The sequence below is a fragment of the Anabaena sp. FACHB-595 genome (assembly GCF_048568275.1).
Classification (GTDB): Bacteria; Cyanobacteriota; Cyanobacteriia; order Cyanobacteriales; family Nostocaceae; genus Trichormus.
This window is the reverse complement of the sequence record NZ_CP183473.1, coordinates 5594454-5610270: the sequence shown is the minus strand read 5'-3', so window position 1 is coordinate 5610270 and position 15817 is coordinate 5594454. Positions and strand designations below refer to the sequence as shown.

Genomic DNA, 15817 nt, shown 5'->3' with positions numbered 1-15817 from the left:
TAGATTATTTATATCCAGCCCCAGCAAAACTTTATTTACTGGGGAATTTTTATTCTCAACAAAAGTTTATCTAAATATAGAAATTGCCAGGTTGTTAACTTTATAATTCTAATTTACTTTTATGGCTCTTGCGTTGGTTTTATGGTGGAGCATTAAAATCACAGTTTTATAGAAAGGCTCAAAAACTTAAAACCCAGTCACAGCAATGAATACAGGCTATCTTTGGGTTTTATTTATTATTCTGTTCCATAAAATGAACTGAAGAGCCACTTTTATTAGCATCATATGAAAAATTCCTGCTTTTTCTTTTTACGAATATCGTTATAAAACGATAATCTGCTCCTTTATTTAGAGCTTAACACCAGGATTTATTGTAGTAGCCACCATGCCCAGAAAATCCGCCAGAAAATGAATTATAAGAGCCACTATTTCCTGAGTAACCACCGCCAAACAAGGAGTTATACCCGTAAGATTTACCCCAATAACCACCTCCTAAGGATGACGTTTCCTGATAAAATAGTTTATCAAGAAAGCTGTCAACATCATACAACAAATCATAACCTGTAAGATGTAGTGTATCGATTGCGATATTAGCCATTTATCTTACTCCTTTCTCCCAAGGTTAAACCCAAGGAGATAATGTATGCAAACTAATTATTATGTTTACAATTTATTTTTTATAAATCAATATATAGATTGCATAAAAACAGACAAAACGTCTTAAATTTTGTCTAATATATATTTTCACCAAAATGGCTAAGTAGCTAGGTGAAATTAAATTAGGGCTTACCTATGAAAACGAAACATCCAGGGTTTGCATAAGAAGGGTGTAGGGGTGTAAATATTTAAAACCCTTATGCCCCTATAGCCGTTCTCAATCAACGACCTGGGTGCGTAGGTTATGGTTACTACCAACGGGAGGGGTAAATTCCATAAAGGCAAATGATGTATCGAGATTCGCCTTTTCCATCTGTATCCGGAACAATAGGCAGATTGGGCAGAGCGAAAGTTTGAACACCATCACCACCAAAAGTCGTGCCAAGAATAGAATATACGGCAGTGTATTCTTGTATAGATAATAACTGTCCATTACATAATGCCCAGCCGTGTGGTGCAAAATTTCCGGCAAATAATACAATTTGTCCAATTAGAGAGTCCATCTTTTTCCTCCAAAATTTGATAGATATAGCAAATAACTGCTTTATATGCAGCATTTAGCCAAATCTAATACAAAATATTGGGAAACGACGATTATTAAGACAATTAAGTGAAAAATTAAATAAGCTTTATATAAAATTTTAATTATTTAAGTTACACAATCCATCATGAGATCTTTTGACAGTTAACAGCCCTGATGAGTAGTTATGCAATTTAGACGTGCATTAGCTTAAAGAATGACCAATAACCCATTTGCACCACTGGTAGGACAAAAGCAAGCTATTGAGCTACTAACTCAGGCTGTTAAGCAAAACCGAGTCGCCCCGGCTTATCTATTTGCGGGGCCAGATGGTGTAGGACGGAGTTTAGCGGCGCGTTGCTTTGTAGAGTTGTTATTTGCATCTGTTGTGGAAGCGCGACTTCTCCCATCTCTACAACAGCGTTTGCGTCAAGGTAATCACCCTGATTTACTCTGGGTACAGCCGACTTATCAATACCAAGGACAAAGATTCACAGCCGCCCAAGCAGCAGAAAAGAAACTCAAGCGCAAAGCACCGCCTTTAATTCGTTTAGAACAAATTCGAGAAATTACCGAATTTCTCGGCCGTCCTCCCTTAGAAGCACCAAGGAATGTGGTGGTGTTGGAGGAGGCACAAACAATGGCGGAACCAGCAGCAAATGCCTTGTTGAAGACTTTAGAAGAACCAGGACAAGCTACCATAATTTTGATTACGCCTTCTCCTGAGTCCGTATTGCCGACTTTGGTGTCACGCTGTCAACGTATTCCCTTTTACAGCTTAGATACAAAATCTTTGACTCAAGTACTGACACAAACAGGGAATCAAGAAGTTTTACAGCACCCAGCAGTGTTGAGTTTAGCATCTGGCAGTCCGGGGAGTGCGATCGCCTCTTATGAACAATTACAAATTATTCCCCCTGACTTACTGCAAGATTTAACAACAGCACCAAAATCTCAACGTCACGCGTTGGAATTAGCGAAAAGAATCGACAAGGATTTAGAGACGGAAGCACAATTATGGTTAGTTGATTATTTACAGCAATCTTACTGGCAAAAGCGGCATCAACCAGGGATTATCAGTCAATTAGAAAAAGCTCGTAAATACCTACTTGTCTATGCTCAACCGCGTCTTGTGTGGGAATGTACTTTATTATCTGTATATCAGGAATTTAATATCTAACTACTGGACAATTGATCCTCAACTGCGATACATCTTTTCTGGAGGAATGCAATTGTACAAAACCCAGTTATAGAAATGATGGAAACCGCAACTGCTGATAATGGATGGGTGAATACTATCGATGCCGAAAATATAGAAATTATAAGTAAAGCGCATTCTATCATTGCCGATAATATTTACTGCTCACTATCCACTTGCTCAGTTGATGGTTTTCCTTGGGTGTCGCCTGTATTTTTTGCTTATGATGACAGTTGGAATATTTACTGGTCTTCAGCTATTACCTCTAAGCATTCACAAAATATTTATCACAATGATGGACGAGTAGCGATCGCTATTTATAATTCTAGTTTCCCAGAGGGTAGTCCAGAAGGGTTGTATTTTCAAGGTATAGCTTGTGAGTTAGACCAAAACCAAGCCGAAAAAGCTTTTCCTCTGCTAGCAAATCGTGCCAGAAAACCACTTCTCAAAACGGCTGCGGATTATCTAGACGATTCTCCCCGGAGAATTTATCAATTTCAACCTCAACAAACTTGGATTACAGGTAGCCGATTATTAGTTAATAATCAATTGGTTGATACCAAAATTCAGATCAATTTGTTCTCAAACTGATCCACAATTTGAATATTATAACTGTAACCTTGCTCTGTTAAAAATAACTGCCGATGACGAGCAAAATCCTCTTCACAGGTACGCAGAGATACTAGAGTATAAAATTGGGCGGGACGACCATCAGATTTAGGACGCAGTACTCTACCTAGACGCTGCGCTTCTTCCTGGCGGGAACCATATTTTCCTGAAACTTGGATGAGGATGTCTGCGTCTGGTAAATCAATGGCAAAGTTACCCACTCTCGATAATACTAATCCCCCTAGTTTTCCCTCCCTAAAGGCTTGATAAAGCTGTTCTCGTTCTTTTTCAGGAGTTTTGCCAGTAATTAGGGGTAGTCCTGTGACTTTGGCAAGGGTTTCTAACTGAGCCAGAAACTCACCAATAATTAAGATGCGGTGTCCTGACTCTTTCTCTAATAACTCTTTAACTACTTGTACCTTGTGGGGATTTTCCGCCGCCACCCGAAACTGGTTGCGTCTGGGTGCAAGAGCGTAGGTCATTTGCCTTTCTGCGTCTTGGGATACACGAATTTCTGTACAACTGGCGGTAGCAATAAAGCCTTCTGTTTCTAGTTCTCGCCAAGGTACATCGTAACGTTTTGGGCCGATCAGAGCAAAGACATCGCCTTCTCTACCATCTTCACGGATGAGGGTGGCTGTTAACCCTAAGCGTCTGCGTGCTTGCAGTTCAGCCGTGATGCGAAAAACTGGGGCGGGTAAGAGGTGAACTTCGTCATAGATAATTAAACCCCAAGAACGGGCGCTGAATAAGTCAAAGTGGGGAAAATCATCTTCGCGGTTAGGACGATAGGTAAGAATTTGATAGGTTGAGAGGGTGATTGGCCCTGTGTTTTTTACTTCTCCACTGTATTCAGCGATCGCCTCTTCTGGTAAATCTGTTTTATCTAACAATTCTCGTCGCCATTGCCTCACAGAGGTTAAACTCGTACTTAGTATAAGTGTATTCTCTTGGACGGCAGCGATCGCACTCATCCCGACAATGGTTTTACCAGCACCACAGGGAAGCACAATCACACCACTCCCACCTTGTACTCTTCCAGACTGATAAAATGCTTCTGCTGCTTGACGTTGATAGTCTCGCAGCAGAAATTTTTTACCTGTGCGTGTCTCCTCACGCAACTTGATAGATAAAGCATCCCCACTCACATAACCGGCAATATCTTCCGCCGGATAACCCACAGCCAGCAAAGCCTGTTTCAACGTACCGCGTAGACCAGCTTCTACTTGAAAAGAAACCTCAGAAAGTCGTTTACCTAGTAACGGCGCTACTTGTTTATCTCTCACTAATAGTTCTGCCAAGGCAACATCGCTCACCCGCAAGCGTAAACTATCTTCATCACGTTCAATCACTGTTAATCCATACCTCTCCCCCAAGGTGGAAATTTCCTGTGCCACCGCTTCTGGTATGGGATATTTAGCATAGTCACGCAAAGCTGCTACCATCGCCTCAACCTGCATCCCCGCCGCCCGTGCATTCCAAATACTTAGGGGTGTAATTTGGTAGGTGTGGATATGTTCGGGACTTTTGATTAGTTCAGCGAAAGGAGCGATCGCTTCTCTGGCTTTAGCGGCTGTGGGAGAATGCACTTCTAGTAGTATGGTGCGATCGCTTTGAACTATCAATGAATTTTCTGGGTTATAGGACATGAATTTTGTCAGCTTCAGGTAAAGCTTATGATTAAAAATGGTAGATAATATAGCCGTAGCCAGATAGATTAGGACATCAAGTCAAGATCAAACCCTGACAACACGAGACTTTCAAGTCTGTCAACCGTCAACCGTCAACTGTCAACAGCTATATAAATCACTTTGGCTACCCTAACCCCCTAAAGGAATGCTGTAGCCTAACTTTTTCACAGCATTGCGGAATTTAGTTTCTGATTCAGTCGGGACAACTAAATGCTTTTCTCCAGCGAGGAAACATAATTTTTTAGTTCTAGAATCATTGGCAATTAACACAGCTAAGGCTGTATCGGCACACTCAATCAGACGTGCTTGACCGCGATCGCGTAAACTGTTGCCTTTTGCCTCCACATCAGCTAAAAATTGGTTTACAGTCTCCGGTAATTCGTGACCACTCCGCGCTTGCAGAAATTCTTTTAATTGGGTGACAGTACAACCTTCTTCCATTGCACTCAACAACTTAGCTGTTTCTAAGCGCCACACAGCATCAGAAATCTTTTGGGCATAAACATCCAACATCAGGGTATCCACCGGCTTTAAGGGTTCTCCAGTGGCAGCTATTTCTAAGTTTGGTAGCACCCGGAATATAGAACGTAACTCTAATGGGGGAGGAGTGTAATTATGATCAACACCCAGACAGTATGCACCTAAGGGTGTTAGTTGCAAAGCAGCTAAACCGTCATAACGACTAAAAAAGAACAAATCATCTGTCCCCCATAAATCGCCGTAATCAGGACGAACGCCACTAGGATGAACGTAAGCGATATTGATCATGCCCAAAGTGGCAGCATATTCAAATAGTAGACATAGGGTATATCTGCCTTGGAGAATTGCCCAATCGTCACCGTCAAGATTGCCCAAGCTGCCGTAATTGGCTTCGCTAATATATAAATTCCAAGGGTTGCGAGTCACTTCAAAATCGTAGCCTTTGGCGAGGATATAGCGAAAGAATTCTTCAGTGGTCATCCAACAACCTACAGGACAATCTTTTAAAGCTTGTGTTATGGCTTCGCGGCGCTTGTCTGGTGCGGTTAAACCTTGCTTACCTTTGCCTGTTTGCCCTTTGATGCTATCTATGCGCCGGAGTTCGTCTAAAAGCTTATTTTTCAACCACTTTTTCCAGATGGTGCGGATGGTATCGGCGGCGGGGGCTGTAAGGGCTTTTTGTCCAGCTTTGGTTAATGTTAGCCGCTTGTTGGAGAGTTCAGCCAAGCCACCAGCTTGTACTAGTAGCGCCCAAGCGAAGGGTTTAATAAAACCGATTTTTTCTTCTGCATTAACTGTTTCATCATCATTATAATAATCACCATCGGTTAATACGGAGGCGATCGCATTCATACTCGCTGTGCTGGGGAATCCAGTTTTATCACTTACGGAAACTTTCCCCCCATTAATCAACCGCAGCACTGCTAATAAATCTTGTTGCGCCGCAGTTTCCATTTCACACTGCTGGATGGGAATTTCTTTTTCCTTAACTACCCGCTTACCAGTCTTATGGTCCCATTCTCGCCAAGTAATGTGGAAAAACTCCGGACACTTGTCAACGCTGCTTACGGAAACTTCTTTTGGTTTGCTAACAAATGCTTGCAGGCGTGTTTGCAAATCCTTGGGGATAATCTTCTTACCGTAGATAAATAAACACAACACCGATGGTTGACGCTTGTAGCCGTATTGATCAGATGTCCCCCAGTTAGGCTCTGCCAAATATTTAGCATAAAAACGAGTTGCATTAAAAAAACCGTCTGGACTATGAACGGTTTCAGCGACTGCTGCTTGTTGTAGCTGATCTAATTCCCGCCACAATTGGCGCAGATTTTCTCCGATTAGATGGCGTTGAATAAATGCCACAAGTTCAGCTTTGCGAGTCGGTTTATTATTTGTACTAAGTAGAGCAGCTAACTTTTTTAACTCATCAACTGATGACTGTTGCAGAGCTTCTTCAACAGTGGCGATGCTTAACTGATCCTGATAATAAGGCATAATAAGGCGTTGGAAATAGCCTACAATTTGTACCCCGAACACAAGATGGGGCTAAAAAAATATTACAGTAACTCAAGTATCAGCGTTTACTTCTTTTTCTGAGAGTGAGAATTACGCTGTGCTTGACTATCACTTCTTAGTTGTTGCCTGCCATTTGTAATAACTCGTAACATATCTTTTAGGTCTTGTTCGATCCCTTCCAGAACATGATCAGCATATTCATCAGCACCATTTTCGATTTCTTGAGCTTGAGCGATCGCAGTTTGTCGCATTTCTTCTAACTCCTGCTGACAAGCACGCCGCTTGCGGTCAATTTCTGCAAGGGTTTCCTGCATCATTGCCTCACACTCTTGCTGCACTTGTCGGCGCATTTGGTCAGCTTCTTGTTTTGCCTGTCTGACAATATCGCTTTCAGCTAAGATTTGCGCCCTTTTAGCTTGAGCCGCATCGACCAATTGCTGTCCATATTCTTCCGCCTCTAGCAATATTTCTTGCTTTTGTTCCAAGGTTGCAGCTGCATCCTGAAACACCGATGGTAAAGAAACTCTAATAAAATCTAGCTGTTCTAATAATTTTTCTTCATCTATCAGCGTCCGTCCCGTTAAGGGTACGCGGAAGCTAGATAAAATAATTTCTTCTAGGCGATCGAGTTCTTGCTGAATATCTACGTTTCCTGTTCCTGGAGTATCTCCTGGGGGGCTACCGTTGCCATATTCTGGTGAGGGGGGGTAATTTCCATTGTAGTTGGATTCGCCGTTGGATAATTGTGGTTGTAGCATTTGTATATATCTAAAGCTATGTGTGGGGGGACAAGATGATCGACGGAACCACCAAATCTTGCAATCTCTTTTACCACACTACTACTTAAAAAACTATACTCATTTGATGTTGCTAAAAAAACTGTCTCAATTTGAGTAGAAAGAGTTTTATTAGTATGGGCCATTTGTAACTCGACCTCAAAATCAGAAATCGCCCGTAAACCCCGTAATAAAACCTGTGCTTGTCGCTGTTGGGCATAATTAACGGTCAGACCATCAAAACCATCGGCTTCTACGTTTGGTAAATGCTTAGTGGTTCTACGAATCTGTTCTAGGCGTTCCTGTACGCTAAATAATGGTACTTTACTCGGATTTCGCAAGACGGCGACAATCACCAGATCAAACAAACGGCTACCACGCTGAATAATATCGAGGTGTCCTAAAGTGATCGGATCAAAGCTACCAGGATAAATAGCAATCACAATCTTAGATGTATCAATGTTATTGAGGTGATTATATCCGGGGAATGGGGAATGGGGAATGGGGAATGGGGAATGGGGAGAAGGAGACTGTTGACTATGGACTGTTGACTATGGACTGTTGACTATGGACTGTTGACTATGGACTGTTGACTATGGACTGTTGACTATGGACTGTTGACTATGGACTATTGACTATGGACTCATAATATTTATTTGGGTAATTTTACATGGCATTGCCTTTGGCGTTTCTGTTTACTTCTCCAGGGCCGGTTCTGGTAGAAATAGGCCCAATCACTATTCGCTGGTATGGCTTATTGATTGCTACGGCTGTGCTAATTGGTGTTAGCCTTTCTCAATATTTGGCAAAGCGCCGACAGGTAAATCCTGACTTACTCAGCGACTTGTCAATTTGGCTGGTGATTGGGGCGATTCCGGCAGCCCGGATTTATTACGTTTTGTTTCAATGGTCAGAGTATGCCCAGCATCCAGAACGGATTATTGCGATTTGGCAGGGGGGAATTGCGATTCACGGAGCGATTATTGGCGGGACTCTAGCAGCGTTAATTTTTGCCAAGCTCAAGCGAGTTCCGTTTTGGCAATTAGCTGATTTGGTGGCTCCTTCACTTATTTTAGGGCAAGCGATCGGGCGTTGGGGTAATTTTTTCAACTCAGAAGCTTTTGGTCGTCCTACAAATTTACCCTGGAAGCTATACATTCCCATAGAACGCCGTCCGCCAGATTTAGTCAGTTTTGAGTACTTTCACCCCACGTTCCTTTATGAATCCATTTGGGACTTAATGGTTTTTGCCTTGTTAATTACTTTATTCTTTCGTAGTTTAGCTGGCAAACCACGCTTAAAAGTAGGTACATTATTCATGGTTTACCTAGCAACTTACAGCTTAGGACGCTTATGGATTGAAGGTCTACGGACAGATAGCTTAATGCTTGGGCCGCTACGCATCGCACAAGTTGTCAGTCTGACAGGTATTGCTTTAGGATTAGCCGGATTAGCTTGGTTGTACGTTCGCAAACGTCCTTTACCTGACGTTGTTCCTTCTGCCAAAGATACTGGGGAGTAGAGGCTGTAGGGGGCAGGGGGAGCAGGGGAGGTAGAGGGGTAGGGGGAGAATTTATATCCCTTCCTAATTACCAATTACCAAAAATAAAAAATGCCCCAGAATGATTTCTAGGGCTTAACCAGGGTGCATCTACCATTACTCTCTACTATGGCTAGAGGGATAATCCGGAAAGATACCGAGCAAATTCTCAAAAAATTTTTTGATTTTTTTATGTCTACTGATAATTACTTAGATTTTATATAGAACTTTGTATGCAAAATCATGTAAATTCCCTAGCTTCCGCCGTGTATATTGTAGGCGCAGGGCCTGGAGACCCAGATTTACTGACAATTAAAGCCCAAAAATTACTGTCAGTAGCAGATGTAATTTTATTCGCAGATTCGTTAATACCAGAAGAGCTTTTGCAGTTTTGCCGCAAAGATGCAGAAATTATTCAGACTGCGAACAAAACTTTGGAGGAGATTATACCTTTGATGATCGCAAGGGTGCGATCGCAAAAATCTGTAGTACGTCTCCACTCAGGTGATCCCAGTCTCTACAGCGCAATTAATGAGCAAATGCAGCTCCTGGCGGCAGCTAATATTCCTTTTGAAGTTATTCCTGGTATTAGTGTTTTCCAAGCCGCAGCCGCCAAACTGAAGGTAGAATTGACTGTTCCTGGTTTAGTCCAGACAATCATTCTGACGCGCATTAGTGGACGAACACAAGTCCCACATACAGAAGAATTAGCCAGCCTCGCAGCACATCAAGCTAGTTTATGCTTATATCTGAGTGCGCGCCATGTAGAAAATGCTCAAGCTAAACTACTAGAACACTATCCCCCAGATACACCTGTAGCTATTTGCTTTCGCATAGGATGGCCAGATGAAAAAATTCGTGTAGTTCCTCTCCAGGAGATGGCAGACTGTACTCAGCGAGAAAATCTGATTCGCACCACGTTATATGTGATTAGTCCTGCATTATCACACACCACCGGGCGATCGCGCTTATATCATCCTGAGCATAGTCATCTGTTCCGCACGGCTGGAGATAGCTGATAATTCAGAATAATTTTTTATCTGCAAGTCCCTAAAAACTATGAGTTCTCAAAAGGAAATATTCAAGCCTTGACTAACCGATTTTCATTAAAAGAAAAACTACAAGCGAAACTGGCGGAGATTCAAATTAACCTTTCTGGCTCTCCTGTTACTAATGTGAAGCTAGATAAAACTATCGCCGCAGAAATCGAACAGATAACAACGGAATTAGAAAGCTGCAACCCCAATCCCCAGCCCCTGTTGAATGCTACTGCTTTGCTGGAGGGTGCTTGGCAACTTCAATACTCCACAGCCAGAGAAATCCGGTCTTTGGATTCCCTGCCATTAGGACTCAAGGTAGGTAAAGTTTATCAAGTGATCGATGTTGCCAATAAATTGTTTTTTAATTTAGCTTTTGTGCAGCATTCTCTGGGATTAATATCAGGATACGTGAAAGTTACAGCTAGGTTTGAGCCTGCGATAGATGATAAATCATCTGCACCGGACAAACGTATCAACGTATATTTTGACAAACGCTATCTATCCATCGAGAAGATTATTGGCTTTGATACCCCCCAACTCAACCCATTTAAGGTTGTGTCAGCGAACAATCCTCAAGGTAGAGTTGCCAGCCTTGACATTACTTACTTAGACGAAACCTTAAGAATTGGACGCGGGGGCGACGGTAGTTTGTTTATTTTGCAAAAATCTGATGAACTATGTAAGTAACGATCATCAGTCAACCGTCAACAGTCATCAGTAATTTTTCCACTCCCTACTTTTCCTCTAATCGGTAACCTGCCTTCTCATCGACTTAATCTCTGCTCGCTTAGTTTTACTGTCAAGTCGTCTTTTTTGAGAACCACGAGTTGGTTTAGTAGGTTTGCGTGGTTGGGGTAGTATGACCGCGCCTTTGATGAGTTCTTTGAGGCGTTGCAGAGCTTCTTCTTTGTTTTGCTCCTGGCTACGGTGTTCTTGAGCCTTGATGACAACGACTCCCTCTTGGTTAATGCGTCGGTCATTCAACTTCAAAAGCTGCTCTTTATAGAAGGTTGGTAAGGATGAAGCTTCTATGTTGAAGCGTAGGTGGATAGCAGTGGAAACTTTGTTGACATTTTGCCCTCCCGCGCCTTGGGAGCGAATGGCGCTAATTTCAATTTCGCTATCGGGGATGATGATTTTCTGGGAAATTTGCAGCATAACTTTATGTATAGCATTAAAGGGGCGATCGCCTTTGGTTGCTCAAAGACCATCGCCTCTAAATTACTTTTGCTGGCGTAGCTGCTCTACTATATGGTCTTCGAGTTCTTGTTTTTCTCGGTTACTGGCAGAGCGTTGATAGTTCTTCCCTGTTTGTTGAATAAATTTACGTTTCTCGGCTGGGGACAATTTACCAGAAAAGTTTTTTTGCATTTCTTCCCAGGTTTGCAGGGCTACAGCTTCACCATGCTGGACAAGTGCAGCAGGGAGTAATTTTTTGGCTTCAATACGCAAATCTTCCTCGGTTTCCAAAGAAGATAAGTCTACATGGCTAAAATCAATATCGATAGAAAATTTACTCATTCAAATATTAAAACTCACTATTGGCTATTCTTAGGGTTGAACGCTTTTTTATTAAACCCTATTAGGGTGGTTGTTGGTTAATTCCTTTTGCTGCCAAAGAAGCCCTAAACTTAGATGGGGTAGTTCATCTTCTATCTATGACGATGGCAAAACAGTTGACGGGAAGGTAATTTGCCAGGGAAAACCATCAAAATACCCGTAAAATCAGAGTTAACAGTTCGAGACAGTAGCTCATCGATAAGTAATCTCAAGGCACAATGGCACAAGAAATCGAGCGAAAATTTTTAGTCAACGGAGATGATTGGCGACAGCTAGCTGAAGGTAGTGCATATCGTCAAGGATACATTCCTTCTCAGGGGGCTACTGTGCGTATTCGTGTAGTTGGTAATCAAGGTTATTTAACTATTAAAGGCCCCACAGTCAATTTCTCCCGTTCAGAGTTTGAGTATCTTATTCCTCTTGCAGATGCCCAGGAAATGTTGGATACTTTGTGCGATCGCCCCTTTATCGAAAAAATCAGGTATAAAATCGAGGTAGCTGGTTTAGTTTGGGAAATAGACGAGTTTGCCGGAGTCAATCAAGGCTTGATATTAGCAGAAGTTGAACTTACCGATGAAGCACAACAGATTGAAATCCCTCACTGGATTGGCACAGAAGTCACTGGAGATAACCGATATTTCAATAGTTATTTAGTTAAACACCCTTTTTCGCAATGGTGATATCTGTAATTAGGTAACACCAAAAAAATAAGTTATTCCAAATTGACTCCCCGACTTCTTGAAGAAGTCAGGGATATTTAGCATTAGATACGGGAGTAACGCAAACGCACTCTTAATAATCTTAACCAACGCAGCCAAACTTGTGCTGGTTGCTCAAAGACGGTGAAGATATCACCAAAACCCAGGTTAGTTTTTTGATGATGTAACCAGTGTCTTTCAGGAGTGGTGATAAACAGAATTTGACATAAAATATTCACCAACTTTGGAGTTTGCCAACCTAAAGCTGTTACGTGTCTCCACCATACATGAAATTGTCCTAACAATAATCCAGAAATAACGCCAATGGGAGAGAAAGGATAGAGAACTACTGCTACTATTAAATAAGGCAAAGCTCCCAAAATACCATCTAAAAGAACTTGGGTATTGGACGTTAAAATAGCGTAGTGACGGAAGTTTTTCTTCCATGAATGATGCGTCTTTAAATGGAGACTGCCAAAAACGTGTTCAGGTACGTGGTAAAAAAATGTAGACAAGAAATCGCCAAAAAATAACAATAGCCAAGCAACAGCGATCGCCTCAAGCATTTGTACTCCTCAAGTTCCGTAAAAAACACCACACCAAGAAGGTGAATATCATTGCTGTTGACGCAGACACACAGCTTTAATAATGCTTCTGCGAGTAAGTTTCAGATTGTTTTGTTGAACATTTAAGTAATTGTAAAAGCTGCATTTTCATGAATTTACGCTCCTAATTACACGAAGCAGCAACCGTTGATAGCCTGTTATTTGGCTTCTGGATTGGGGCAGATAGAATCGATACATCTAAACACCGATAGATTTGCCGTATTTTATGGTAAACACCTTATAATTTTCTTATGAAGGCATATACTATAAGCAAAGAATGAGTTAAAGTTCGTACAAATTTAGGTTAAGGTTCTTCTTTTAATCTACAGTTCAGTAACCGTATAATAAATTACATCTACATACGTGGCTATATCCAGCCTAAAATAAATAATTTTAATTCACTTTGTATAGTGAAAGTTGTGATTACTTAATGTCTTGATTGAGCAAGTTATTTAGAGATATTTCTTGAACAGAAATAGGAATTACGCACTGAGGTTGTCTGTGGGGACTGAGTATAATAGTTTTAAATATTTACACCTCTATATCTTTGTCCAAACCCTTGGTTTTCCGTTTTCATGGGTAAGTCCTAAGAAATATTTAAGAGAGGTTAGCGATCGCCCGGTTTAAAAGCTGAGAAAATAGTTCACGGTCAGCATCAGAAATCCCTTGCATCGCCTCATCCCGTAGTTCTGCGGCCAGTGGCGGTAAAACCGTTTCTAAGTCCCTACCTGCATTTGTCAACCAAATCCGCCAAATTCGGCGATCGTGTAGATCCCTTTCTCGACGCACCAAGCCCCGTTCTTCCATGCGGTCTAGTACACCTGTCAGCGTACCTCCAACTTGCTTGAGTTTATCCCCAATACTCGAAGTAGGTAAACCATCTTCTTGCCACAGACAGCATAAAACTAGCCAATGAAATGGAGTCAGTCCAAAGGGTTCTAGTACTTCAGTAAACCTGCGGGTAAGCAGTTGTGAAAGTAATTTAATTCTATAGCCCACATTGTAGGGAGCCAGATTTTGCTGCCATGAATCTAAAGCTGGTGAATGATCTGGTTGGGCAATCATGAGACAATTACTTAGCGTGCGTAATATTTATTATAGGGGGGTGAAGAGTTAATAGTCAATGGTAATTGGTCTTTTTCCTCTACACTCTGTCTCCTCTTATGGGGTTACTTGAATCAACTCATAGTTCCGCACTTCACCAATGAGGCGGTGTGGTCTGGATATTTCAGGTGAGTGATTTTTATCTACCCAAGCATAGCTATAGGGTGGTAGTTGAGCGATTGTGTCTAGTTTTTGACCATGAACAGGAGTGTAAAAATTGAGCAAGACAGAGTTCTTATCGTGTACTTGTACAAAGTTGATGGGGTGATTTTGTAAGATAGAGGCGATCGCTGGTTGTTGGAAAAAAATGCGAAAATCCGGATTATAGTCACCTAGTAAGCCAAAGTCACCAGCAAAGGCCAAAGCTAACCAGCAAGGAATTAGCCAACCTGCAATCCAATAGCCTGCGGAAAGAAACTTCAAACCATGTTTATGGCGGCTAATCCAGACTACTGGCACAATAAACCAACTTAAACCTACAACCCAAGCAATAACTGCATACTTGCGATCGACAAAGCCCCAGATGAAGTTAGCTATAGCAGCTAACAAAAATAAAATGCCTAATGCACCAGAAGTATAACTGAGAATCTGAGGAATATTACCCTTGCGCCACAAGGATTTTCTTTTTGTATATTCCATCTCATACACTTTACCCAACCAGTCCAAACCAACAGCTGCTAGTAAAGCGATGAAAGGATAAAGACTCAAAGCGTAGTGAGATAAACGAGTAGAAAAAATGGTGAGTTCTGCCAATAATACAATAGGAAACCCAATCAGGATCAAATTATAACGATGCCAAGGACGACGAATAATTAATAATAATCCTAAAAGACTAAAACATGGCCAGGGGAAAGCTTTTAAAAGGGTATTCCAAAAATAAAATAATATCCCATTACCATCACGCTCTTCTGAGCCAAGAAGAAATACAAAGTTAACTAGATGAGTGAAAGTATTATTGCCGTCGCGTTGCCAATTGAACCATGACCAAATCAATATGGGAATAAAACCAATAACTACACCCAAGTACAACCAAGGGTTAGTCAAATGACGATGACGACGATGTTCTGTTATTAAATAAGGTAATAAAGCTACAGTCGGGAGAAAAATCACAAAGCTTCTCATCAAGAAACCTAAACCCAAACTTAACCCAACAATAAAACTAAAATAATCTCTATATTGAGGATGTAATTCTGCTTGAATAAGTAAGTAAATAGCTAAAAGTACCAAGAAAATCATCGGCAGATCAGGATTGCCTAAACGGCTATATTGCAGCCAGAGAAATTCTACACTCAAAATTGCTGCACTTAGCCAAGCTAAGGTTTTACCAAGCATAATCTTGCCAATTTCATAGACAAGAAATAGGCACAAAACACCAAAAATCATGCTAGGTAGTCTGACACTAAATTCATTGACTCCAAATAACTGGTAGAAACTAGCAATTAACCAATAAGGCCCAGGGGTTTTATGGTGCATGGAACCCCAACCGGACACCCAATTACCAGAGTCCAATATTTGACGCGATCGCCAAGCATAAAGCCCTTCGTCATGAGCGATTAAACTATTTTCCCCGGAACTAAAAAGTAATAAGGGAACTGTCCAAATCAGCAAACTAATGTAAGGAAAGGCTGCTGATAAACTGATTTGTCGCCAAATATTTGGCAACGACTGCGATTTATACGACATTAACGCACTGGGTAAATGATACAAATTCAAAATTCAAAATACCCTTCTCCTTTGGAGAAGCTACGCGTAGCTTGCTTCCCCGTAGGGGTAAGGGTTCTCCGCAGGAGTACAAAATTAAGAATCAAGAGATGACAAGCGTTT

At 41.5% G+C, this 15817-nt stretch carries 17 protein-coding genes; 6 read left to right on the top strand and 11 right to left on the bottom strand.

Annotation, left to right across the window (positions count from 1 at the left end):
- Positions 1–355: 355 nt before the first annotated feature.
- Positions 356–598, bottom strand: a complete 243-nt coding sequence (locus ACN222_RS23545) for a hypothetical protein (RefSeq protein WP_010998838.1) — start codon at positions 596–598, stop codon at positions 356–358.
- Positions 599–908: 310 nt separating this feature from the next.
- Positions 909–1160, bottom strand: a complete 252-nt coding sequence (locus ACN222_RS23540) for a phage tail protein (RefSeq protein ID WP_044522307.1) — start codon at positions 1158–1160, stop codon at positions 909–911.
- Positions 1161–1394: 234 nt separating this feature from the next.
- Here ACN222_RS23540 and holB point away from each other — a divergent pair, with 234 nt between their 5' ends.
- Together holB and ACN222_RS23530 are read left to right on the top strand one after the other, a co-directional pair.
- A complete protein-coding gene (holB, locus tag ACN222_RS23535) occupies positions 1395–2357 on the top strand; it encodes a DNA polymerase III subunit delta' (RefSeq protein ID WP_010998836.1) in 963 nt (320 codons plus the stop codon).
- A gap of 75 nt (positions 2358–2432) precedes the next feature.
- Positions 2433–2966, top strand: coding sequence for a pyridoxamine 5'-phosphate oxidase family protein (locus tag ACN222_RS23530; RefSeq protein WP_010998835.1), 534 nt, complete (start codon positions 2433–2435; stop codon positions 2964–2966).
- On the opposite strand, the gene ACN222_RS23525 is transcribed toward ACN222_RS23530, so the two are convergent.
- The 4 genes from ACN222_RS23525 to coaD form a co-directional block, all read right to left on the bottom strand.
- Positions 2942–4633, bottom strand: a complete 1692-nt coding sequence (locus ACN222_RS23525) for a DNA repair helicase XPB (RefSeq protein ID WP_010998834.1) — start codon at positions 4631–4633, stop codon at positions 2942–2944. The genes ACN222_RS23530 and ACN222_RS23525 overlap by 25 nt on opposite strands.
- Before the next feature lie 171 nt (positions 4634–4804).
- The gene (locus tag ACN222_RS23520) at positions 4805–6649 is read right to left on the bottom strand and encodes a helicase-associated domain-containing protein (RefSeq protein WP_044522304.1); all 1845 of its coding nucleotides are present in this window, start codon (positions 6647–6649) and stop codon (positions 4805–4807) included.
- A gap of 86 nt (positions 6650–6735) precedes the next feature.
- Positions 6736–7428, bottom strand: coding sequence for a DivIVA domain-containing protein (locus ACN222_RS23515; RefSeq protein WP_190449749.1), 693 nt, complete (start codon positions 7426–7428; stop codon positions 6736–6738).
- The gene (gene coaD / locus ACN222_RS23510) at positions 7314–7889 is read right to left on the bottom strand and encodes a pantetheine-phosphate adenylyltransferase (protein ID WP_010998831.1); all 576 of its coding nucleotides are present in this window, start codon (positions 7887–7889) and stop codon (positions 7314–7316) included. The genes ACN222_RS23515 and coaD overlap by 115 nt, the downstream gene beginning before the upstream one ends.
- A 227-nt stretch (positions 7890–8116) precedes the next feature.
- Between coaD and lgt the strand changes: the two genes are divergently transcribed.
- From lgt to ACN222_RS23495, 3 genes are all read left to right on the top strand, one after another.
- A complete protein-coding gene (gene lgt, locus ACN222_RS23505; protein ID WP_010998830.1) occupies positions 8117–8968 on the top strand; it encodes a prolipoprotein diacylglyceryl transferase in 852 nt (283 codons plus the stop codon).
- Between the two features lie 251 nt (positions 8969–9219).
- Positions 9220–10005, top strand: coding sequence for a precorrin-4 C(11)-methyltransferase (cobM, locus tag ACN222_RS23500; protein ID WP_010998829.1), 786 nt, complete (start codon positions 9220–9222; stop codon positions 10003–10005).
- A gap of 69 nt (positions 10006–10074) precedes the next feature.
- The gene (locus ACN222_RS23495) at positions 10075–10713 is read left to right on the top strand and encodes a PAP/fibrillin family protein (protein WP_096637204.1); all 639 of its coding nucleotides are present in this window, start codon (positions 10075–10077) and stop codon (positions 10711–10713) included.
- A gap of 57 nt (positions 10714–10770) precedes the next feature.
- On the opposite strand, the gene arfB is transcribed toward ACN222_RS23495, so the two are convergent.
- Positions 10771–11184 (bottom strand): alternative ribosome rescue aminoacyl-tRNA hydrolase ArfB, encoded by a 414-nt coding sequence (gene arfB / locus ACN222_RS23490; protein ID WP_010998827.1) that lies wholly within the window; start codon positions 11182–11184, stop codon positions 10771–10773.
- 63 nt (positions 11185–11247) lie between these two features.
- Positions 11248–11547 (bottom strand): hypothetical protein, encoded by a 300-nt coding sequence (locus ACN222_RS23485; protein WP_010998826.1) that lies wholly within the window; start codon positions 11545–11547, stop codon positions 11248–11250.
- A gap of 257 nt (positions 11548–11804) precedes the next feature.
- Between ACN222_RS23485 and ACN222_RS23480 the strand changes: the two genes are divergently transcribed.
- Positions 11805–12266, top strand: coding sequence for a CYTH domain-containing protein (locus ACN222_RS23480; RefSeq protein WP_010998825.1), 462 nt, complete (start codon positions 11805–11807; stop codon positions 12264–12266).
- A gap of 83 nt (positions 12267–12349) precedes the next feature.
- Here ACN222_RS23480 and ACN222_RS23475 read toward each other — a convergent pair whose 3' ends face one another.
- The 3 genes from ACN222_RS23475 to ACN222_RS23465 form a co-directional block, all read right to left on the bottom strand.
- Positions 12350–12850 carry a sterol desaturase family protein gene (locus ACN222_RS23475; RefSeq protein WP_010998824.1) on the bottom strand — a complete coding sequence of 167 codons (501 nt, stop codon included), beginning with the start codon at positions 12848–12850 and terminating at the stop codon, positions 12350–12352.
- A 636-nt stretch (positions 12851–13486) separates the two neighbouring features.
- Positions 13487–13954 carry a MarR family winged helix-turn-helix transcriptional regulator gene (locus ACN222_RS23470; protein ID WP_010998823.1) on the bottom strand — a complete coding sequence of 156 codons (468 nt, stop codon included), beginning with the start codon at positions 13952–13954 and terminating at the stop codon, positions 13487–13489.
- A gap of 96 nt (positions 13955–14050) precedes the next feature.
- Entirely contained in the window at positions 14051–15676 is a 1626-nt protein-coding gene (locus ACN222_RS23465; RefSeq protein WP_010998822.1) for an ArnT family glycosyltransferase, read from the bottom strand.
- Between the last annotated feature and the right edge of the window lie 141 nt (positions 15677–15817).

Bases quoted from the DNA above. Each gene is read 5' to 3' on its own strand.
- ACN222_RS23465 (WP_010998822.1), bottom strand. From the start codon at position 15,676: ATGTCGTATAAATCGCAGTCGTTGCCAAATATTTGGCGACAAATCAGT.
- ACN222_RS23485 (WP_010998826.1), bottom strand. From the start codon at position 11,547: ATGAGTAAATTTTCTATCGATATTGATTTTAGCCATGTAGACTTATCT.
- ACN222_RS23530 (WP_010998835.1), top strand. From the start codon at position 2,433: ATGATGGAAACCGCAACTGCTGATAATGGATGGGTGAATACTATCGAT.
- ACN222_RS23545 (WP_010998838.1), bottom strand. From the start codon at position 598: ATGGCTAATATCGCAATCGATACACTACATCTTACAGGTTATGATTTG.
- ACN222_RS23470 (WP_010998823.1), bottom strand. From the start codon at position 13,954: ATGATTGCCCAACCAGATCATTCACCAGCTTTAGATTCATGGCAGCAA.
- ACN222_RS23515 (WP_190449749.1), bottom strand. From the start codon at position 7,428: ATGCTACAACCACAATTATCCAACGGCGAATCCAACTACAATGGAAAT.
- arfB (WP_010998827.1), bottom strand. From the start codon at position 11,184: ATGCTGCAAATTTCCCAGAAAATCATCATCCCCGATAGCGAAATTGAA.
- ACN222_RS23480 (WP_010998825.1), top strand. From the start codon at position 11,805: ATGGCACAAGAAATCGAGCGAAAATTTTTAGTCAACGGAGATGATTGG.
- holB (WP_010998836.1), top strand. From the start codon at position 1,395: ATGACCAATAACCCATTTGCACCACTGGTAGGACAAAAGCAAGCTATT.
- lgt (WP_010998830.1), top strand. From the start codon at position 8,117: ATGGCATTGCCTTTGGCGTTTCTGTTTACTTCTCCAGGGCCGGTTCTG.
- ACN222_RS23525 (WP_010998834.1), bottom strand. From the start codon at position 4,633: ATGTCCTATAACCCAGAAAATTCATTGATAGTTCAAAGCGATCGCACC.
- ACN222_RS23540 (WP_044522307.1), bottom strand. From the start codon at position 1,160: ATGGACTCTCTAATTGGACAAATTGTATTATTTGCCGGAAATTTTGCA.
- cobM (WP_010998829.1), top strand. From the start codon at position 9,220: ATGCAAAATCATGTAAATTCCCTAGCTTCCGCCGTGTATATTGTAGGC.
- ACN222_RS23520 (WP_044522304.1), bottom strand. From the start codon at position 6,649: ATGCCTTATTATCAGGATCAGTTAAGCATCGCCACTGTTGAAGAAGCT.
- ACN222_RS23475 (WP_010998824.1), bottom strand. From the start codon at position 12,850: ATGCTTGAGGCGATCGCTGTTGCTTGGCTATTGTTATTTTTTGGCGAT.